Origin of the sequence: uncultured Anaerovibrio sp. (assembly GCA_902786545.1) — a bacterium.
Classification (GTDB): domain Bacteria; phylum Bacillota; class Negativicutes; order Selenomonadales; family Selenomonadaceae; genus Anaerovibrio.
Window position 1 is genome coordinate 1 of the sequence record CADACU010000035.1, and the last position, 19,920, is coordinate 19,920.

Below are 19,920 nucleotides of genomic sequence, written 5' to 3' on the forward strand. Positions count from 1 at the left end.
CCGCAGGTCTTAGCCAAAGTCATGTTTGCGTTAACACCGCAACCAAATACCATCAGAACCATGGTTCCCATAAACTCGCCTAACAAATTGTCCATTTTTACATCCCTCTTTCTCTTACAAAATGATAATGAATAATTGCTATAATTCAGGCCCGGTGCCGGCATCCCCAAATTGCCGGCACCTGACCGTGAATCCAATAATAATCGGCAAACTGTGAAGATTAACCTGCTAAAAGATTACTCCTCATCCAACCAATGCATGGAATGCTTAACAGCCTTTCTCCAGCCCTTGTACAGCTTGTCAGCTTCTTCCTTGGCCATTACAGGCTCGAAGCGTACATCCAGCTTCCAAGCAGTCTTCAGCTCTTCCTTGTTGTTCCAAACACCTACAGCAAGGCCGGCCAAATAAGCTGCACCAAGAGCAGTAGTCTCAATAATCTGAGGACGATCTACAGGAACGCCCAAAATATCAGCCTGGAACTGCATCATCAGGTTGTTGGCAACAGCACCGCCATCAACCTTCAAGGAAGCCAGCTTGATGTTGGAATCAGCTTCCATTGCACCAAGAACATCCTTAGTCTGATATGCCAAAGACTCAAGAGTGGCACGAACGATATGAGCCTTGGTAGTACCACGGGTAATACCGATAATCATACCACGGGCATTCTGATCCCAATATGGAGCACCCAAACCTACAAATGCAGGAACGAGATATACACCAGCGGTGTCACGAACCTTCTTGGCAACCCACTCGGAATCCGGAGCAGAGTCTACCATACGAACGCCATCACGGAGCCACTGAATAGCGGAACCAGCTACGAAGATGGAACCCTCGAGAGCATACTCAACCTTTCCATCAAGGCCCCAAGCGATGGTGGTAACCAAACCGTTCTTGGAATCATAGATATCAGTACCAGTGTTCATCAGCATGAAGCAACCGGTACCATAAGTGTTCTTAGCCATACCAGGCTCGAAGCAGTTCTGACCAAAGAGAGCTGCCTGCTGGTCACCAGCTGCGCCAGCAACCGGAATAGCTGCACCAAGAATGGAAGGAATAGCCTCACCATAAACGCCGGAGGATGGACGAACCTCTGGCAACATGCACTTAGGAACGCCAAGGTATCCAAGAAGTGCGTCATCCCACTTCAGTTCCTTGATGTTGTACATCAAAGTACGGGAAGCATTGGAATAATCAGTTACATGAGCCTTGCCACCGGTCAGCTTCCAGATAAGCCAAGTATCAATGGTACCAAAGAGGAGCTCACCCTTTTCAGCCCGCTCACGGGTACCTTCAACATTTTCGAAAATCCAGGTAATCTTAGTACCGGAGAAATAAGCGTCGATGGTCAGACCAGTCTTGCTCTTGAACTCATCAGTAAGGCCCTTTTTCTTCAAGCCCTCTGCGATATCAGCTGTCTGACGGGACTGCCAAACGATTGCATTGTATACAGGACGGCCAGTAGCCTTATCCCACACAACAGCAGTCTCACGCTGGTTAGTAATACCGATAGCTGCAATGTCGCTAGCAGCAAGGCCGCTCTGCTCAAGAGCTTCCTTCATAACAGTAGTCATGGTGCTCCAAATCTCTTCAGCGTCATGCTCAACCCAGCCTGGCTGCGGGAAAATCTGGGTGAACTCTTTCTGAGAAACACCTACAATCTTTGAATTCTCATCAAAGATAATCGCTCTGTTACTGGTGGTACCTGCGTCCAACGCCATTACATACTTCTTTGCCATCTTAAAAAATCCCCCTCTAAAAATAAATTACGGCAACTGATAAACCCCCTTGATTTACCAGCTAACTATTTGAGAATCCTACGCCCTTTCCATATTATCACCGATAACCGCTTTTTCCCCAAATAGACGGTTTCAATGCCTTGACCCCAGCCGTTTACTGTGCTGAAAACCATTCCCCTAAATTTGGTCCGTTCCTGTAAAAAGGATGTCACATGGGCTGACCGAGCCAACGGATATTCATCATTTTCTGGCACGCAACCATGCCATCAAAACGCATTAGGGCGCTTTTTATCTCTTCTACCGTGTATAATTCGCCACACCAGTAGTTTTTCCTTCTTTATTTTTTAAATTTTTTTACAATTTTATCAAATCAAACTGAACAAAAAAACAAATACCTCTGCATTTAAAAAATACAGAGGTATTTAAATGATCGTTAGCTATAGTAATTTACCCCGGCCTCGAAAATCAGCTGATTTTGCTTACCTGGTACATTGACGGCTACCGAGTTACCAATGCGCTCCGAGTGGCCCATTTTGCCCAGTACACGGCCATCAGGACTGGTTATGCCCTCAATGGCATTAAAGGAACCGTTTGGATTGAACTGTATCGCTGACGAAGGCTCACTGGTAGGTCCCACATACTGGGTGGCAATCTGTCCGTTTATCCGTAGCTTGGCAATAACTTCCTTATCCGCCACAAACCGGCCCTCACCATGGGAAACCGGAATGGTGAAGATATCCCCCACCTTCACATTGTTAAACCAAGGCGACAGGTTGGAAACTACCTTTGTTCTGGTCATGCAGGACACATGGCGGCCAATCTGGTTATGAGTAAGGGTAGGTGACGCATCGGTCAAATCACGGATTTCACCATACGGAACCAGCCCCAGCTTTATCAGTGCCTGGAAACCATTACAGATACCCAGCATGAGGCCGTCCCGCTTCTGCAGCAGTTCATGCACTGCCTCCTTAATTCGCGGATTGCGGAACATAGCAGCAATGAATTTACCGGATCCATCTGGCTCGTCACCGCCACTAAAGCCCCCTGGCAGCATCACAATCTGCGCTGATTTGATGCCCTTTACAATGGCCTCCACCGATTCTTCAACCGCTGATGGGGTAAGATTGCGGATTACCAATGTATCCGTAACACCGCCAGCCCGTTCAAAGGCCCGGGCTGAATCATACTCACAGTTGGTTCCCGGGAATACCGGAATGAATATCTTTGGCGAAGCAATTGGTATCCGCCGTTTAACACGGTTTCCATTGGTAAACAGGAACTCGTTTACCGATTTATCACCAGTCTTAACAATGGTTGGGAAAATCTTTTCCAACGGAGCCGTATAGGCTTTCAAGGCATCCGGCAGGGTAATCACCGCTCTGCCGCAAACAATGCTGGTAACAGCGGTAGTTTCACCCAGTTCAGTAAATTTCACACCAGCAAGAGCATCATCCAGGTCAGCCTCTCTTGATACCTCAAGAATAAGTGCACCATAATCCGCCTTGAAAAGTCTTTCCTTGGAAATTGGTACTGTGAACTTCATACCGATGCTATTCCCCAGACACATCTTGGTAATGGCCGCTGCCGCACCACCAACCCGGACACTGGCTGCAGCAAAGACCTTCTTTTCAGCTATCAGCTTGGTAACCTTGCTGTAGGCCTTTTTCAGATAGCCAAAATCCGGCAAATCAAAGTCATCCTTTGGTGCCTCAATATAATAAACCTTGTTGCCCGGGTATTTAAACTCCGGTGAAACGGCATTTTCGGCCTTCATAACATCTACTGCAAAGGAAACCAGCGTTGGCGGTACCGTCAAGTCCATAAAGGTGCCGGACATGGAATCCTTGCCACCAATAGCCGGAATTTCCAGCTGATGCTGCGCCCACAATGCCCCCAAAAGGGCACTGAATGGCTTGCCCCATTTTTTAGGGTCATCCCCCAGGCTTTCAAAATATTCCTGGAAGGTCATACGGATTGTGTCTGCCCGGCCCCCCAAAGCTACCATTTTAGCCACTGACTCCAATACAGCATACACTGCGCCGTGGAATGGACTCCACTCCGTGAGATGTGGATTATACCCAAAGGTCATGGCCGTTGCTGTGGTGGTCTCCGCTCCCAATACCGGCAACTTGGCTACCATACCTTCCGCCGGAGTAATCTGGTTTTTCCCGCCAAACGGCATCAATACTGTATTACCGCCAATGGTTGAGTCAAACCGTTCAGCCAGTCCCTTCTGGCTACATACATTCAAATCCTTGAGGTTTTCCAGCCAAGCCTTTTCGATATCATTGCCCAACGCCTCTATTTTCTTAGGCAACCGCGTGAAATAGCATTCCGCCTTGGACGGAGCCTCAATTTCCACTGTCATATGCTGCTTTACGCCATTGGTATCAAGGAAATCACGACTCAAATCTACAATGGTATTGGACCGCCATTTCATAATCAGACGCCGATCATCTGTAACAACAGCAACAACATTGGCCTCCAAATTTTCTTTATCGGCATATTCAATGAATTTGTCCACATCATCCGGGGACAAAACCACTGCCATTCGTTCCTGCGACTCAGAAATAGCCAGCTCCGTGCCATCCAGGCCTTCATATTTTTTCTTTACCAGATCAAGATCAATAATCAAACCAGGAGTAAGCTCACCAATGGCCACAGAAACACCACCGGCCCCGAAATCGTTACAACGCTTAATCATCCGGCTTACTTCTGGAATGCGGAACAACCGCTGGATTTTCCTTTCGGTTGGCGGATTACCCTTTTGCACCTCGGCTCCGCAGTTCATCAATGAATCAGTTGTATGTTCCTTGGAAGATCCGGTAGCACCGCCGCAACCGTCACGGCCGGTCCGACCGCCTACCAGAACAATAACATCGTCCTTTTGCGGTACTTCCCGCACCACATTTACCCGTGGTGCCGCTGCAATAACCGCACCGATTTCCATGCGCTTGGCCATAAAGCCTTCATGATATACTTCAGCCACCTGACCGGTCGCCAAGCCGATCTGATTACCATAAGAGCTGTAGCCGGAGGCTGCTCCCAGGGTAATCTTTTTCTGTGGCAGCTTGCCTTCGATGGTGTCGGAAATCGGCCGGCGTGGATCAGCTGCACCGGTTACCCGCATTGCCTGATAGACATAGGACCGACCGGAAAGCGGATCTCTTATAGCACCACCCAGACAGGTAGCTGCCCCGCCAAATGGCTCTATCTCTGTAGGATGATTATGGGTCTCGTTCTTGAACATAATCAGCCATTCTTCATTTTCGCCGCCAATATCCGCATTAACAACAATACTGCAGGCATTTATTTCTTCAGATACATCCAGATCATCCAGTTTCCCCTGTTTGCGCAGGGTTTTCATACCAATAACCGCCAAATCCATCAGACTGACATCCCGGTCCTGATCTTCATAAACCATATCCCGGTCCGACAAGTATTGGCGGTAGGCCTTGGCTATTGGCGGAGCATAATCGCCGTGCTCAATGTCCACCATATCAATAGCCGTGGTAAAGGTTGTATGACGGCAATGATCCGACCAGTAAGTATCAATCACTCTGATTTCAGTGATAGTCGGATCACGACGCTCTATTTCCCGAAAATAATTTTGACAATACTGCAAATCGTCAAAACTCATGGCAAAGCCCCGCTTCGCCATAAAGGCTCTCAGCTTATCCTCGCTCCACTGGGTAAAGCCCTCAATAATCTCCACATCATCTGGGGCTTCCACTTCCATATCCAGGGACTCAGGCTTTTCCAGCTTGGCTTCTCGGCTTTCAATAGCATTTATATAATAAGCTTTAATTTTCTCAAAGGTTTCATCATCAATATCACCCACCAGTACCACAACCCGGGCTGTGGCAATAACCGGGCGTTCCTTCTGGGTAACCAGCTGAACGCACTGAGCAGCCGAGTCAGCCCGCTGGTCATATTGCCCTGGCAGATATTCGCTGGCAAATACTCTGGAGTTAGAAAAATCAGGCAGAGATTCTTCATACACTACATCAACTGGTGGCTCAGAAAAAACTACGGATTTTACAGCCGCATATTCCTCATCACTAAGCCCTTCGATATCGTATCGATTCAACAGGCGCACTGCCCGAAGTCCGGTCAGACGAAAGCTTTCGATAAGGTCTGCACACAGCTGCTGGGCCGGAATATCATAAAAGCCCTGTCGTTTCTCCACATAAATTCTTCTTACAGTCATCAATCATGCCTCCAAAAGTAAATAAATATCATCATTTTATATAATCCACGGCAATCTTGACGACCACCTTGGTTACAGGCTCTGACTCACCATTCACGGCCCCACATGGCCGATGAACATCGGCCGGGTAAAGCACAGCAAAATAACCCTCACGCAGGATTACGCTACTGCCCGGGACCAGACGCTCATAGAAAATAATGTCCTTATCAATATCATATTTTGTGTGTTCACGAAGCTCCGGATTTAGCGGACACCAGCCCAGTTCCTCCTGGCCATCCACAATATACTGAATATCAACATACTGCCGATGGGCTTCTGGTTTCGCACTATCCGGTATTCTGGTATTATACCGTTGTAAAATGGCATAACTGTTTTTGCCGTCGATGGGATAGACACCATCCTCCATGTTTTTAAAATCCTGCTCATGGAGAAAATGTAGTGCTGTTCGTATGGCCTCAGGGAATTTGGTAAAACCCGAGGTTCCTTCATTGATTCTGCCTATTACCAATGTTATCTACTCCTTTAACAGGGTACGCATTCTCATCTCATTTTATTCTACCTATTTTTTGTACTTATTGCAACGAGGGAATACAAAACTGTATAGATTATTATCAAACAATACCACTTGCAATAAAAAAAACAATGTGATATAGTATCAGCATTGAATTGCATAAATTTTAGGCGATGATTGAAAAAAGTATGTTTGCCAGATAATATCAGAGAGGTAATGGCCGGTGAAAATTACCATTATCGGTATACAGAAAGCTATTCATGAGCCGCAGTCAAGTATGTCATTAGGCTGAAACACTGCCGCTGGCCAGCGATAACGGCAACTTGAGTGATGGCCTATGGTCATCGATTAAGGTGGTACCGCGGGAATTATGCCTCGTCCTTTCACGGACGGGGTTTTTATTTTTATGAAAAGGAGCTTTGCTATGCGTGAATTATTGGAACTTTTGAAGCATGATGCCCGTCGTCCGGCCGGAGAACTGGCGTCCATGTTGAACATAAGCGAATACGAGGTCGAACAAAAAATGGCCCAGATGGAAAAGGATAAGATTATCCTCAGCTACAATACGCTGATCAACTGGGAAAAGGCCGGTGAAAATTCCGTTACGGCCATTATTGAGGTAAATCTCACCCCGCAGCGGGAGGTTGGTTTTGATGCCATCGCTGAACGAATTTATCGCTTTGATGAGGTCCGTACCGTTTATCTCATGTCCGGCAATTTTGACCTTTTAGTTATTATCGAGGGAAAATCCCTGCAGGATGTGGCCAATTTTGTTGCCACCCGTCTGGCAACCATTGAAGGGGTAACTCAGACCCGCAGCCACTTTATGCTGAAGCCTTATAAAAAGGACGGCATTATTATTGAAAACAATGAAAAAGACCGCAGGCTGGTGATGAGCATATGATAGACTGGAACGAACGAATATCCCCAATAGTAAAAAGTGTACCACCATCCGGTATCCGCAAATTTTTTGATATAGCATCCGAAATGGAGGATGTTATATCCCTGGGCGTAGGTGAGCCTGACTTTATCACCCCTTGGTCCATCCGGGAAAGCTGTGTATACGGTTTGGAGCAGGGTTATACCTCCTATACCGCCAACCGGGGACTGATGGAGCTACGGGAGGAAATCTGCAATCTGCACAAGCGCCGTTTTGAGCTGGACTATAATCCAAAGACTGATGTGCTGGTAACAGTTGGTGTCAGTGAAGCGCTGGATATTGCCATGCGGACCATATTGTCCCCTGGGGATGAAATCCTCATACCTGAGCCATGCTATGTTTCCTATAAAGCCTGTGCTACACTGGCTGGTGGTGTACCTGTAACAGTATCTGCCAAGGTTGAAAATGATTTTCGTATCACCCCGGCTGATTTAGAACCGCATGTTACCCCAAAAACCAAAGCGCTGCTTATCGGCTATCCAAACAATCCAACCGGGGCAATTTTGTCCAAGGAAGACCTGGAGGCCATTGCCCGCTTTGCCATAAAGCATGATCTTATTGTAATCTCCGACGAAATATATGGTGATTTGACCTATGGCGATACCAAGCATGTATGCTTTGCCGGCTTGCCGGAAATGAAGGACCGGACCATCTTGCTGAACGGTTTTTCCAAGGCCTATGCCATGACTGGTTGGCGTATTGGTTATGCCCTGTCCAATCCTGAAATTATTGCCGCCATGACCAAAATCCACCAATATACAATGCTGTGTGCACCGATTACAGCCCAGATTGCCGCTGTAGAGGCCCTTCGCCATGGCGAAAAATATATGAAAAAAATGGTATCTGAATATGACAAACGCCGCCGTCTGATTTACGATGGGCTGCAAAAGGCCGGTCTGAAATGCTTTGAGCCAAAGGGAGCTTTTTATATATTCCCTGACATCACCTCCACCGGCATGACCTCGGAGGAATTTGCCGAAAAAATTCTCATGCAGGAGCATGTAGCTCTGGTACCCGGTAACGCCTTTGGTGAATGTGGCGAAGGCTTTGTCCGTTGTTCCTATGCTACCTCCGTAGAACAAATTTCCGAGGCTTTGGCCCGTATTGAACATTTTGTAGCTCATTGCACAAAATAAATTAAGCCCTGAAACTGTGTTTTATTACAGTTTCAGGGCTATTTTTATGCCGTTTTATGACGGGGATGTGCCTTGACAACAGCCACGGCCGCCGCAATCTGCTTTACAATTTCCGCATCGTACTGCTGCCCCAGGCATTCAGCCCGAGTCAGTATTTGTCCCTTGTCCGTGGATATGTATTTAGGTGGAAGATGATTCAACGCCAAAATTGCCACATCCCGTTTGCAGTCATCACACCAACAGTAATCCGGGTAATGTGGAATAAGCTCCTCCAGCTTGTCCAGCACAAAATCCTCCATATAGTTTTTCAATTCCATTCCAATAATGCCCCCTGATTACTTTAACATTTCAGACACGTCTTAGTTAATCATAATTCACACATTAGATAAAGTCAACTACATATCAGACCTTCAGTCCAACAAAATCACCATATTGGTTAAGAGTATTTTATGTAAAACTTTTATATATTACGATTATATATAAAAGTATTATTTCTAACAATATTTTTTATTGTTTTTCTTTATTTATTATTATAATTTTAGATATAAAAAAATTGCTGTTGCACCACGATATGCAACAGCAATTTTTACTTTTAGTCACTTACTGCAGGAAGGTGAATGAGGCCAAATTAGTGAGTTCAGCCAGTTTTTCCGGCCATACCCCAAAGAGAATGGTGGCCACAACACTGACCAAAGCTGCTGCCCTGGCAGCTCCGGAAATCACTATTGGTTTATCACTGCCCTCGTCCAGATACATAGCCTTGGCTACCTGCAAATAGTAGTATACGGAAATCATGCGCTGCCATAATTGGTGCAGTTTTGGCCAGCCCGGCAATGTCCCGATAATCAGAGCCACCCCGATGCTGCTCTACCAAAGACAGAGCCGTAAAGGCCCCCACATTGGCAAACACATACAGCATACCATAGAACATAACGGCCTTCATTCCGGCAAAATCAGCAGACACGATACCTACCATCATATAGCCCGCCTGAGCAATAGAGGAATAGGCCAGCATACGCTTTACATCCCTCTGACGAATAGCCATAATGTTTCCACCAATCATACATATAGCGGACAACACTGCCAGAATTGGCAACCAATAAAAACCAATCAACGGGAAGGCCACATACAGTACCCGCATCAGCACAGCAATGCCTGCCGCCTTAGATCCCATGGCCAGCATAGCAGTAATCGGCGTCGGCGCTCCCTGATAAACATCCGGAGCCCACATATGGAACGGAATGACCGACAGCTTGAAGAAGAAACCGATCATTACCATAGTAGCGCCAGCCAGACCGGTGGCGGAGAACAAATATGGATTGCGCAACATATCGTAGAACTGCACGCTGCCGGTAGCACCGTACACCAGACTGATACCATACAGCATAATAGCTGTGGAAACCGAGCCAACAATTAAATACTTAACTGCCGCCTCACTGGAATTTTTGGAAGATATCCTGGCACCGACCAAAATGTAGAAGGAAATGGTCATCAGCTCAAGTCCAATAAAGGCTGTCAGGAAATCGTTGGCCGAAGCCAGTACGCACATCCCCAGCAGGGCCATCATCAGCAGGGCATAGAACTCACCCTTGTAGCGAAGTACCGTCTGCATATAATCAACGGAAAACAGCATGGTAAACACTGTGGCCACGATAAACAACTGCTTGAAGAATATGGCGTAATTGTCCACCACATACATCATATCGCTGAAATACCGGGTTCCAGACTCACCACCAGCTATTATGGCCTGTGGAACATACATGGTAAACATATAGGCCGCCCAAGCCGTCAAGCCGAAAATCAGCACCCCGCCAATGCTCTTACGGGATTCTTCCTTTGGCAAAATCAGGTCCATTACTATGGCAAACAGGCCAAGGACCAAAATGAATATTTCTGTACTAATTGCTCCAAAATTCATTATCTGATCCCCCCTATGAATGCAGGCGCATCGGCAATACGCTCAAGTAATGGCAACAGTGGCTCCGTGCCAGTTCCCACCATGCCCATCAGAAGCTGTGGGAAAATACCGAAACCAACCAATGCAATACCCAAAATAATCAATGGCATCATTTCAACGCCCTTGGCATCCTGATACCGGTCAAACTGATCATCCTTCGGACCAAAGAGTACCTTGGCCAATACCCGTAATGTATAGAGAGCCGTGAATATAATACCGGAAATAGCCAAAACGGCAAAGACAGGATATACGCTGAAGGAACCTACGAAAATGGTAAATTCAGGTATAAAGCTGATAAGTCCCGGCAACCCCAGCGACGCCATACCAGCCAGCATAAAGCCGGTAGCCACTCTTGGCATTTGATGCGCAAGACCCCGCAGCTCAGTAACGCTTCTCATATGAGTCTTTTCATAGACAAAGCCAATCATGGCAAAGAACAAGGCACTCATCACACCATGTGCCACCATATTGGCGACTGCACCACTTACAGAAACCACATTCAATGCAGCAAAACCAAGCAGAACATAGCCCATATGTGATACGGAGGAATAACCGATAACATATTTCAGATCCTTCTGGGCAATGGCGATATATGCCGCATACATAACATTTATCATAGCCAGACCGGCAATCACCGGTGCCCAGAACTTAGCCCCCAGTGGCAGCACCAGCAGACCCAGGCGAATAAGACCATAGCCGCCGATTTTCTTTAATACACCGGCATGAATCATTGAAACCGCCGTTGGCGCGCCAGCATAACCATCTGGTGACCAGCTGTGGAATGGGAACATAGACAACAAGGAGCCAAAGCCCAACAGGAGCAGCAGGAAGACAAACACCTGGAACTCCTCACTCAAAAGGCCCATCTGCCCGGCCACAGCCAAGGACTGCATATCAAAGGTTGGTACCCCCAGCACTGACGCCGTCGTCAGATACAGAGCCACAACTCCTACCAGCATAAAGGCCGACCCCATCAACAGGTAAATGGTCAGCTTCATACCAGCGTATTCCTTACTTACCCGCTTGGTAGAGCCCCAAATAATAACCATAATGTAAATTGGAATTACTACCACTTCATAGCAGAGCAGGAATATAAACAAATCCGTCGCGATGAAGGTTCCGGTCACACCGGCAATCAAAATCATCAGCAGGATATAAAATTCCTTTGGCCGGTTGGTGATATTCCAGGAGCTGTATACTGCTGCCAGACCAATAAGGTCAGTCAAAAGAAGCATCGGCAGAGAAATACCGTCAACTCCCAAAGAATAATGAACTCCCAAATCCTTTATCCAAGGAATATCCTCAGTAAACTGCATACCACCTATGGATAAATCATAATTAAAGAAAGCATACAGGGTCAGTGCCAAAGCCGTCATCATAGCGGCTGCCGATATAACCCGAACCGACTGAGCGGATTTAGGAGATACGAAACACATAAGCACAGCAGCACAGATTGGTGCCAACAGGACTGCTGTCAATAAAGGAAAGCCAGTCATTATAAAGCACCTCCCAAAACTGCCAGATAATAAAGGCTATAAGCCACCAGAATAACAACACCGCAAATGAAGAACCCGGCATAATGCTGCGCCTGACCGTTCTCCGCTTTGCTGAGCATTGCGCTGATACCGCCGACCAATCCGGCCAGACCATTGATGATACCATCCACAATGTAAATATCAATCCAGTAGAATACCTTGGCTACACCATCTACAGCTACCTTAATCAACGCGGCATAAATTTCGTCAATGTAGAATTTATTGTAGCTGAGCTTATACAAAATACCGCATTTTTCAGCGATTACATCAGAGCTCCACTTCTTGGTAACATAAATGTTCCAAGCAATGCCAAAGGCCACCAGTGACAATATAGTAGAGGACACTGCGATAAACATATCAATGCCGGCTTCGTGGGCGGCCCCAAAGCGTACCCATTCGCCAAAGCCATAAATGTGTCCCCAGAGGCCGCTGACTACCGCCAAAGCCCCCAATACAATCAATGGTATCAGCATAAACCAGGATGCCTCATGAGCATGCTCATAGGACTCCTCACTGGCCGGCTGCCCAAAGAAGGTTACAAATAACAATCTGGCCATATAGAACGCCGTCATAAATGCTGTCAATGTAGCCAGAATGTATAGCGGAGTGCTGACAGCCGCCGCTGCCCCCAGGATTTCATCCTTGGAGAAGAAGCCGGCAAACGGTGGAATACCGGCTATGGCCAGCACACCGATGGTCATGGTGGCAAAGGTAATTGGCATCTTGTTCTTCAACCCACCCATCTTAAAGATGTTGGCCTCATCCGCCATGGCATGCATCACTGCACCGGCACAGAGGAAGAGCAGCGCCTTAAAGAAGGCGTGAGTCATCAGATGGAAGAAGGATGCGGTAAGTGAACCAACCCCCAGGGCCAGCATCATATATCCCAACTGACTGATGGTTGAATAGGCCAAAATCCGCTTAATAGCGGTCTGGGTAAAGGCTATGCTGGCCGCAAAGAACGCCGTAAAGCCCCCGACCCAAGCAATAAAGGTCATAACCGTTGGCAGCTCGTTAAACATAAAGAAGGCTCGGCCTACCAAATATACACCGGCTACAACCATGGTTGCGGCATGAATAAGGGCTGATACCGGAGTAGGACCTTCCATGGCGTCCGGCAGCCACACATGCAGTGGGAACTGACCGGATTTACCGATAGGACCCACGAATATCAGCAAAGCAATAATGGTCATCAGACCGGTTCCAGCCGACATAATATGCGCCGGAATAATTTCCTTCAATGCCATAAAATCCAGGGTACCAAAGTTAATCTGCAACAAAAGGATACCCAACAGCAAGCCAAAATCTCCGACACGGGTGGTCATAAAAGCCTTTTTGGCCGCCTCTCTGGCAGAAATCTTATAGTAATAAAACCCGATTAACAGGTAAGAACACAAACCAACCAATTCCCAGAACACATACATCTGGAGGAAGTTCACCGCCAGGACCAGTCCCAGCATGGATGCGGCAAACAGCGACAGGAAGGAGAAGAACCGGCCATAGCCAGGATCCCCTTTCATATATCCGCAGGAATATATCTGCACCAATAAGGATACAGTGGAAACCACCATCAGCATCATAGCTGTTAGTGGGTCAATGAGCACGCCCATGGTAATATCCACACTACCTATTGACATCCAGGACAGCTTCTGGACAAATGGCATCTCCACAGTAATTCCATTATTTACTACAGCGTAGGTAACCCCGCTTGACAGCAAAAAACTGATGGTACTCATGCACACCGCAATGAAAGCTGACAGCTTCCCATAGGAACGGGTCAGCATACCGATAATCACAAAGGCGATTGCTGGTAATAATGGGATCAGCCAGGCGTGCTCAAGTGCAAACTCATAAAACATCATCAAGCCCCTCCTTAACCCTTCATATTATCCAGCTCATCCACATTGATAGTCTGCCTATCATTGTAAATTCGATAAGCCAGTGCTACACCTATTGCTACCTCAGCTACGCCCACCGTAATGGCAAACACCGCCATCAGCTGACCAGTCAGGTCAGACACCGGAGTAAAGCGGTTAAAGGCAACAAAATTTATGTTGACAGCGTTCAGCATAAGCTCCACGCCCATCAAAACAGCAATTATATTACGCTTTGACAGCACACCGTAAAGGCCGATGGCAAACAGGGCTGCTGACAAAAGCAGGCAATGATTCAATCCAATAGTCATGCTTCGCCATCTCCTTTCGCCAAAATAATGGCACCTACCAGGGCCGCCAGCAACAATGTTGCTGCAATTTCAAAAGCCAAAATATACTTGTTCAGCATCATATCCGCCAAAGCATCTACCGTATCGGCTGATACATAGCTTCCACTTGGAACCGGAGTAGATACAATTACCGTACTCATCACCAGCACAAAAAGGATGACCAGCCCCAAAGCAGTTATCTTCCGATGGTTGAACGGGTTGCCCGGAGGGCCGTCCTGACGCTTGGTCAGCATAACACCCATTACTACCAGAATGGCTACACCGCCGGAATAAAGCATAAATTCCATCGCTCCAAGGAAATCCGCGCTAAGCCAAATAAAGAGCACGCCGACGCCAATAAAGCAGGCTGTCATCAAAAGCGCACTATGAACCAGATTTTTGCTGGTCACCACCCCCAGGGCAGTAGCCAAAATCACAAAAGCCACGGCATAAAACACCAGGGTACCTAACATCTCACTCATCATTACCCCTCCTGTTCTTGGCCTCTACCACGGCATCATAGGTCATATCTTCCTTGAAGTAGGAAGCTCCCTCATAATTTTTATCCCAGCTAAGTGCCTTGACCGGACAGGCCTCAATGCACAAATCGCAATACATACAGCGTCCTATATTATGCTTATAGGAGTCCATATGGCGTTTCTTCTCTTCATCAACCGACACGGTCAAATCCAATGCAGCATTTGGGCAGCCCATTGCACACAGCTTGCACGCAATGCACTTTTTATCATCTAATACCAAATGACCTCCCCGAAAGCGTTCAGTCATTGGCAGCTTTTCTTCAGGATAGTATACAGTTTCCTTCTTACCAAACCAGTGGCCCCAGGTAACCTTCAATCCTGCTACAAGTCCTTTGCCCCACATAATTGAAGTCTCCTATCACATAATATTGTAAATATAGATACCAACACCGGTGAGAAGTACATTTACCAAAGCGATTGGCAACAATACCTTCCAACCGAAGCTCAGCATGGTATCAATACGAAGCCGTGGGAAGGTCCAGCCCACCCACTGATAAAACAGTACACAGATAAAGGTCTTAATCCAGAACCAAGCAAAACCCGGCAGGAAATCCGGACCGTGCCAGCCCCCAAGGAATAGGGTGGTGGTCAAAATTCCAATGCACATCAAATTGGAAAATTCTGCCAGGAAGAACAACGCCCAACGCATACCAGTGTACTCTGTGAAAGGACCGGCTATAATTTCCGACTCACCCTCCACCAGGTTAAATGGCGGACGGTTACTTTCAACCAGGGCAGTGACAATATAGATAAAGAAAGCCAATGGCTGCAGCACAATGAACCATACATTGGACTGAGCCTCAACGATGGCACTCATCTTCAGGGAGCCAGTCAGCATTACAATACCCATCAAAGCAAACACCATAGGCACCTCATAGCCCAGCATCTGGGCTACAGTACGCATACCGCCAATAAGGGAATATTTGCTGTTGGAAGCATAGCCCCCCATCAAAAACGGCAGTATGGTCTGGGAAGTTATGGCAATGAGCAGGAACAGTCCCACATTAACATCCGCCAGTATAACCCCATCATCAAATGGGAAAAAGGCGTATATCAATGCCGACGGTACCAGCAAGAGAATAGGGGACAACACCCACAGCCACTTGTCAATACCCCTTGGGACAATATCCTCCTTGTCCATCAGCTTAATCATATCAGCCACAGACTGCAACAGACCGCCCGGTCCAACCCGGTTTGGTCCGATGCGGACCTGGATAAATGCGCAGATTTTCCGCTCTCCCAAAGTAAACACCAAAGCTGAGGTAGCCATGATTAAAAGGAGAATCGTTGCGCATATAACCGTCATAATAATATCAACTATAATCGGAATGCCCACAAAGGACATCAGAATTTCTCTTAAGGCCTGCGCCGTAGAGTATAAAATTCCGCTATGCATATTTACACCTGCCTATCAATATTAACAATCTACCTCACCCATCAATGGGTCGATAGTAGCGAATGCTGTAACGGCATCAGCCAACAGCATCCCCTGACACATACTGTCCAGAGCCTGCAAATTCACGAAGGATGGACGACGGATGTGAACCCGATAAGGTTTAGTGGAGCCATCACTTACAATGTAGAAGCCCAACTCTCCCCGGGTATTCTCCACCCGATGATAGGCATCGCCCTTTGGCGGTTTCAATACCTTTGGCACCTTGGCCATAACCGGCCCCTCCGGCATATTGTCCAGGGCCTGCTGAATGATATTGGCACTTTCCTGAATTTCCTTCAGTCGCACAATATAGCGATCCCAGTTATCCCCCTGCTCCCCCAGTGGAATATTGAAATCAAATTTGCCGTAAGCACCATATTTATCAATTTTGCGAATATCATAATCCACACCGCTGGCCCGGATATTTGGGCCGGACATACTGTATTTCAGGGCTGTTTCCTTGGTGATAATGGAAGTTCCCTTCATACGGGCCTGGAATATCTCGTTGCCGGTAAAAATCCGGTCATACTCGTCCAGCATCGCCGGCACATAATCCACAAATGCCTGAGTGTCCCGCAAAAACTCCTCCTGAGCGTCAGCAGCAACACCACCAATACGAATATAGTGGGCTGTCATTCGGGCACCACAAATAATATTGAACAAATCCAAAATCTTTTCCCGGTCACGGAAGGCGTAAATCATTCCTGTGGCCGAACCCAGATCATTGGTCAGTGAACCGATAAATACATGATGGCTGGCAATACGATTCAGCTCCGCACAAATAACCCGGATGTATTCGGCCCGCTCCGGTACCTCAATAGCCGCCAACTTTTCTACGGCCATACAAAATCCCAGATTGTTGTTCATGGCGGACACATAATCCAGCCGGTCAGTGTACGGAACACACTGGGCATAGGTCCGGGACTCCATCAGCTTTTCAATGCCCCGATGCAGATAGCCCATAACCGGCTTTGCTCCAACTATATTCTCGCCATCCAGCTCCACCTGTACCTGCAGAACGCCATGAGTACTAGGATGCTGTGGCCCCATATTTAAGACAAATTTTTCGGTTTGTGCCATGTCAGTACCCCTCCTTCAACTCTTGGCTCCAATGGTACAAAATCCTTTTGGAGTGGATGTGCCTCATAATTATCAGGCAATAAAATCCGGCGCAAATCCGGATGGTTGAGGAATTTTATTCCCATCAAATCATAGGTTTCCCGTTCCTCAAAATTGGTCCCCTCCCAAATCTGGGTCATAGACTCCACTTCCGGATTATCATGGTCCAGCTTCACCTTTACCGTTACCCATAAATCATACCGGCGGGAATACAGGCAATACACCATCTCATAGTATTCCTTGTAATCCACTGCCGTGAGGCAGGACATCCGGTCAAAGGCATAGGTCGGGGTCTCCCGCAGCACCTTCATCAAATCCAACAGCTGTTCTTTTCCTATATATATAGCTGGCTCGGCCTGTTCGGCATCATACTCCGCCGTATCAAACTGGGCCTTTAATAAATCCAACTTTTCTTTACTAAAATAAGTTCCCATATTACTCCGCCTTTTCTTTTCAACCATTCACCCCATGCTAACGGATGTTGTGGTCTCCCCTTTTTGATATAGAAGACAACCACCCATAAAGCACTGGTTTTATTTGACAAAATTTAGTGTAAATATAAAACTGACACTAAATAAGTCTCATTTTACGGGGCGAGTCATATTGCGCAAATTCTCCCGGCTGATTGCCTTGGCGTCAGCAGCGTCATTGGCCAGCTCAGGGTGCTGTATCAATTTTTTCAGCTTCAGCATGGCATCAATCAAGGCCTCAGGCCGCGGTGGGCACCCAGGCAAATAGACATCCACCGGCATAATCTTGTCCAGGCCGGTAACTACGGAATAGGAGTCGGAAAACGGTCCACCGGCAATATTGCAGTTGCCCATGGCAATAACATATTTTGGCTCCGGCATCTCCTCATACAGGCGGATAAGCGGTGGCGTCATCTTCCAGGTAAGGGTTCCCGCCACAATCAGCAAATCGGATTGACGCGGACAAGAACGGAATACCTCATAGCCAAACCTGGCCAAATCAAATCGAGAAGCCGCTGCACACATCATTTCGATGGAGCAACAGGCCAATCCCGAGGACAGTGGCCATATAGAATTGGATTTTCCCCATTTAAAAAGTGCATCCACGCTGGTGACAATAACATTATCCTTCAGCACCGGTGGCACAATATCAACTATTTCCATGACAGAGCCCCCTTCTTCCAGGCATACCAGAGACCGATAGTCAATATACCTACAAATACCAGCATTTCAAGCAGAGCAAACAACCCCAGCTGGCCATATTTTACAGCCCATGGATACAGAAAAACTGTTTCCACATCAAAAAGCAAAAAAACCAGTGCATACATAAAATAACCTATATGGAACTGCACATTATTTTTGCCGATTGTGTCCACACCACACTCATATGGTATATTCTTTTCATCTGTTGGCTGCTTTGGCTGGATAATGTTCGCGATTATAATAGGTGCAATCGGAAATCCCAGCGCCATCAGGAAAAATATACCCAGTGCTGCATAGCCATCCATAAAAACTCCCCCTTAACCCAATTGGGCAAATTGTAGTAAACAAACATTATTATTGCATAAAAATTCTATATTTATGTTACAATAAATGTCACTAATATGAAGTATAGTACAGTAAATGTAACATTGTCAATGGAAAAGCCCCCTCCCAGCGTATCTATACACAAATTATACAATTCTAAATAATACAATAAAAAATATTTATAATTAAAGGGTGAAGGGATGCATCATTGCATCCCTTCACCCTTCTTTATATCCGAAAAGACTCTGCCCCGGCGTTTTATTGCCGTCAGTCCCCGATATATTGTTCCTATATCAATTTCATTACCGTTAAGCTCCATATAACGCTCCAGCTTGCGTTTCACCCGCTGCAGGGCGTTATCTATAGACTTTACATGGCGCTCCAAATCCACTGCAATTTCCTGATAGGACTTACCATCAAGATATGCCATAAGAACGCACCATTCCAAATCGCTAAGAATGTCCTCCATCTTAGCTTCTATATCTATAAATTCCTCCCTGCTGATCAGCAGCTCCTCCGGGTCAGTCACCTTGGCCCCGGACAGAACATCCAGCAGTGTACGGTCAGAATCCTCATCATAAATCGGCTTATTCAGTGATATGTAAGAATTAAGTGGAATGTGTTTCTGCCGGGTAGCGGTCTTGATGGCCGTAATAATTTGCCGGGTAACACACAACTCAGCAAATGCCCTGAAGGAAGACAATTTATCAGTACGATAATCACGAATAGCCTTGTATAGACCAATCATTCCCTCCTGAATGATATCCTCCCGGTCGGCTCCAATCAGGAAATAGGACCGTGCCTTGGCTCTGACAAAATTTCTATATTTATTTATCAAATACTCCATGGCTGTGCTATCCTGATCATCCTGAATTTTCAGAATAACATCCTCATCGGGAAGATTCACATAATCATCAAAAGAGTCATCCCAGGTCAATAGGCTACTTTCCATACAGCCGTACCTCCAAATAGTTGTAGAGCTACAATTTTATTCAACTACAGCCTAAAATAGATTATAACGCAGTTGTTCAAAATTTTCCACATCTATGTGAAAAATTATTCCTATTAGCGTTTCGTCGAAGTACAGCTTTAACTCGACATAA

General features: G+C 46.6%; 19 protein-coding genes and 1 other annotated feature. Of the genes, 2 read left to right on the forward strand and 17 right to left on the reverse strand.

Features of this window, described 5'->3' with window-relative positions; all coding sequences use genetic code 11:
• Positions 1-236 precede the first annotated feature (236 nt).
• The 3 genes from glpK to QZV24_RS07730 form a co-directional block, all read right to left on the reverse strand.
• Positions 237-1,736, reverse strand: coding sequence for a glycerol kinase GlpK (gene glpK, locus QZV24_RS07720; RefSeq protein ID WP_290654913.1), 1,500 nt, complete (start codon positions 1,734-1,736; stop codon positions 237-239).
• A gap of 433 nt (positions 1,737-2,169) precedes the next feature.
• Positions 2,170-5,946, reverse strand: a complete 3,777-nt coding sequence (locus QZV24_RS07725; RefSeq protein WP_294522452.1) for a phosphoribosylformylglycinamidine synthase — start codon at positions 5,944-5,946, stop codon at positions 2,170-2,172.
• Positions 5,947-5,977: 31 nt separating this feature from the next.
• Positions 5,978-6,454, reverse strand: coding sequence for a YhcH/YjgK/YiaL family protein (locus QZV24_RS07730; protein WP_290654911.1), 477 nt, complete (start codon positions 6,452-6,454; stop codon positions 5,978-5,980).
• Positions 6,455-6,621: 167 nt separating this feature from the next.
• Positions 6,622-6,843, forward strand: a binding site (T-box leader).
• A gap of 38 nt (positions 6,844-6,881) precedes the next feature.
• Between QZV24_RS07730 and QZV24_RS07735 the strand changes: the two genes are divergently transcribed.
• Entirely contained in the window at positions 6,882-7,361 is a 480-nt protein-coding gene (locus QZV24_RS07735; protein ID WP_294522456.1) for an Lrp/AsnC family transcriptional regulator, read from the forward strand.
• Entirely contained in the window at positions 7,358-8,533 is a 1,176-nt protein-coding gene (locus QZV24_RS07740; RefSeq protein ID WP_294522459.1) for an aminotransferase class I/II-fold pyridoxal phosphate-dependent enzyme, read from the forward strand. The genes QZV24_RS07735 and QZV24_RS07740 overlap by 4 nt, the downstream gene beginning before the upstream one ends.
• 44 nt (positions 8,534-8,577) lie before the next feature.
• Here QZV24_RS07740 and QZV24_RS07745 read toward each other — a convergent pair whose 3' ends face one another.
• The 14 genes from QZV24_RS07745 to sigH form a co-directional block, all read right to left on the reverse strand.
• The gene (locus tag QZV24_RS07745; protein ID WP_294522464.1) at positions 8,578-8,850 is read right to left on the reverse strand and encodes a late competence development ComFB family protein; all 273 of its coding nucleotides are present in this window, start codon (positions 8,848-8,850) and stop codon (positions 8,578-8,580) included.
• A 283-nt stretch (positions 8,851-9,133) separates the two neighbouring features.
• The gene (locus tag QZV24_RS10600; RefSeq protein WP_363138080.1) at positions 9,134-9,289 is read right to left on the reverse strand and encodes a hypothetical protein; all 156 of its coding nucleotides are present in this window, start codon (positions 9,287-9,289) and stop codon (positions 9,134-9,136) included.
• A complete protein-coding gene (locus QZV24_RS07750) occupies positions 9,267-10,451 on the reverse strand; it encodes an NADH-quinone oxidoreductase subunit N (RefSeq protein WP_363138082.1) in 1,185 nt (394 codons plus the stop codon). Before QZV24_RS07750 ends, QZV24_RS10600 begins: the two co-directional genes overlap by 23 nt.
• Complete coding sequence (locus QZV24_RS07755; RefSeq protein ID WP_294522467.1) at positions 10,451-11,986, reverse strand: NuoM family protein; 1,536 nt, start codon at positions 11,984-11,986, stop codon at positions 10,451-10,453. The genes QZV24_RS07750 and QZV24_RS07755 overlap by 1 nt, the downstream gene beginning before the upstream one ends.
• Positions 11,986-13,884: an NADH-quinone oxidoreductase subunit L gene (gene nuoL, locus QZV24_RS07760; RefSeq protein WP_294522517.1), complete on the reverse strand. Its 1,899-nt coding sequence runs from the start codon at positions 13,882-13,884 to the stop codon at positions 11,986-11,988. Before nuoL ends, QZV24_RS07755 begins: the two co-directional genes overlap by 1 nt.
• Positions 13,885-13,898: 14 nt before the next feature.
• The gene (gene nuoK / locus QZV24_RS07765; protein ID WP_290654905.1) at positions 13,899-14,210 is read right to left on the reverse strand and encodes an NADH-quinone oxidoreductase subunit NuoK; all 312 of its coding nucleotides are present in this window, start codon (positions 14,208-14,210) and stop codon (positions 13,899-13,901) included.
• A complete protein-coding gene (locus QZV24_RS07770; RefSeq protein ID WP_294522471.1) occupies positions 14,207-14,710 on the reverse strand; it encodes an NADH-quinone oxidoreductase subunit J in 504 nt (167 codons plus the stop codon). The genes nuoK and QZV24_RS07770 overlap by 4 nt, the downstream gene beginning before the upstream one ends.
• The gene (locus QZV24_RS07775) at positions 14,703-15,110 is read right to left on the reverse strand and encodes an NADH-quinone oxidoreductase subunit I (RefSeq protein WP_290654903.1); all 408 of its coding nucleotides are present in this window, start codon (positions 15,108-15,110) and stop codon (positions 14,703-14,705) included. The genes QZV24_RS07770 and QZV24_RS07775 overlap by 8 nt, the downstream gene beginning before the upstream one ends.
• A 15-nt stretch (positions 15,111-15,125) precedes the next feature.
• On the reverse strand, positions 15,126-16,163 hold the full coding sequence (gene nuoH, locus QZV24_RS07780; protein WP_294522475.1) for an NADH-quinone oxidoreductase subunit NuoH: 1,038 nt from the start codon (positions 16,161-16,163) through the stop codon (positions 15,126-15,128).
• Between the two features lie 21 nt (positions 16,164-16,184).
• Entirely contained in the window at positions 16,185-17,282 is a 1,098-nt protein-coding gene (locus QZV24_RS07785) for an NADH-quinone oxidoreductase subunit D (RefSeq protein ID WP_294522476.1), read from the reverse strand.
• Entirely contained in the window at positions 17,255-17,755 is a 501-nt protein-coding gene (locus QZV24_RS07790) for an NADH-quinone oxidoreductase subunit C (protein ID WP_294522479.1), read from the reverse strand. Before QZV24_RS07790 ends, QZV24_RS07785 begins: the two co-directional genes overlap by 28 nt.
• A 147-nt stretch (positions 17,756-17,902) precedes the next feature.
• Positions 17,903-18,454 (reverse strand): NADH-quinone oxidoreductase subunit B, encoded by a 552-nt coding sequence (locus QZV24_RS07795; protein ID WP_290654899.1) that lies wholly within the window; start codon positions 18,452-18,454, stop codon positions 17,903-17,905.
• The gene (locus tag QZV24_RS07800; RefSeq protein ID WP_290654898.1) at positions 18,445-18,798 is read right to left on the reverse strand and encodes an NADH-quinone oxidoreductase subunit A; all 354 of its coding nucleotides are present in this window, start codon (positions 18,796-18,798) and stop codon (positions 18,445-18,447) included. Before QZV24_RS07800 ends, QZV24_RS07795 begins: the two co-directional genes overlap by 10 nt.
• Before the next feature lie 224 nt (positions 18,799-19,022).
• Positions 19,023-19,769: an RNA polymerase sporulation sigma factor SigH gene (gene sigH, locus QZV24_RS07805; protein WP_294522483.1), complete on the reverse strand. Its 747-nt coding sequence runs from the start codon at positions 19,767-19,769 to the stop codon at positions 19,023-19,025.
• Between the last annotated feature and the right edge of the window lie 151 nt (positions 19,770-19,920).

Bases quoted from the DNA above. Each gene is read 5' to 3' on its own strand.
- QZV24_RS07795 (WP_290654899.1), bottom strand. From the start codon at position 18,454: ATGGAAATAGTTGATATTGTGCCACCGGTGCTGAAGGATAATGTTATT.
- QZV24_RS07785 (WP_294522476.1), bottom strand. From the start codon at position 17,282: ATGGCACAAACCGAAAAATTTGTCTTAAATATGGGGCCACAGCATCCT.
- nuoK (WP_290654905.1), bottom strand. From the start codon at position 14,210: ATGACTATTGGATTGAATCATTGCCTGCTTTTGTCAGCAGCCCTGTTT.
- QZV24_RS10600 (WP_363138080.1), bottom strand. From the start codon at position 9,289: ATGTATCTGGACGAGGGCAGTGATAAACCAATAGTGATTTCCGGAGCT.
- glpK (WP_290654913.1), bottom strand. From the start codon at position 1,736: ATGGCAAAGAAGTATGTAATGGCGTTGGACGCAGGTACCACCAGTAAC.
- QZV24_RS07790 (WP_294522479.1), bottom strand. From the start codon at position 17,755: ATGGGAACTTATTTTAGTAAAGAAAAGTTGGATTTATTAAAGGCCCAG.
- QZV24_RS07770 (WP_294522471.1), bottom strand. From the start codon at position 14,710: ATGAGTGAGATGTTAGGTACCCTGGTGTTTTATGCCGTGGCTTTTGTG.
- QZV24_RS07755 (WP_294522467.1), bottom strand. From the start codon at position 11,986: ATGACTGGCTTTCCTTTATTGACAGCAGTCCTGTTGGCACCAATCTGT.
- nuoH (WP_294522475.1), bottom strand. From the start codon at position 16,163: ATGCATAGCGGAATTTTATACTCTACGGCGCAGGCCTTAAGAGAAATT.
- QZV24_RS07800 (WP_290654898.1), bottom strand. From the start codon at position 18,798: ATGGATGGCTATGCAGCACTGGGTATATTTTTCCTGATGGCGCTGGGA.
- QZV24_RS07725 (WP_294522452.1), bottom strand. From the start codon at position 5,946: ATGACTGTAAGAAGAATTTATGTGGAGAAACGACAGGGCTTTTATGAT.
- sigH (WP_294522483.1), bottom strand. From the start codon at position 19,769: ATGGAAAGTAGCCTATTGACCTGGGATGACTCTTTTGATGATTATGTG.
- nuoL (WP_294522517.1), bottom strand. From the start codon at position 13,884: ATGTTTTATGAGTTTGCACTTGAGCACGCCTGGCTGATCCCATTATTA.
- QZV24_RS07740 (WP_294522459.1), top strand. From the start codon at position 7,358: ATGATAGACTGGAACGAACGAATATCCCCAATAGTAAAAAGTGTACCA.
- QZV24_RS07745 (WP_294522464.1), bottom strand. From the start codon at position 8,850: ATGGAATTGAAAAACTATATGGAGGATTTTGTGCTGGACAAGCTGGAG.
- QZV24_RS07775 (WP_290654903.1), bottom strand. From the start codon at position 15,110: ATGTGGGGCAAAGGACTTGTAGCAGGATTGAAGGTTACCTGGGGCCAC.
- QZV24_RS07750 (WP_363138082.1), bottom strand. From the start codon at position 10,451: ATGAATTTTGGAGCAATTAGTACAGAAATATTCATTTTGGTCCTTGGC.
- QZV24_RS07735 (WP_294522456.1), top strand. From the start codon at position 6,882: ATGCGTGAATTATTGGAACTTTTGAAGCATGATGCCCGTCGTCCGGCC.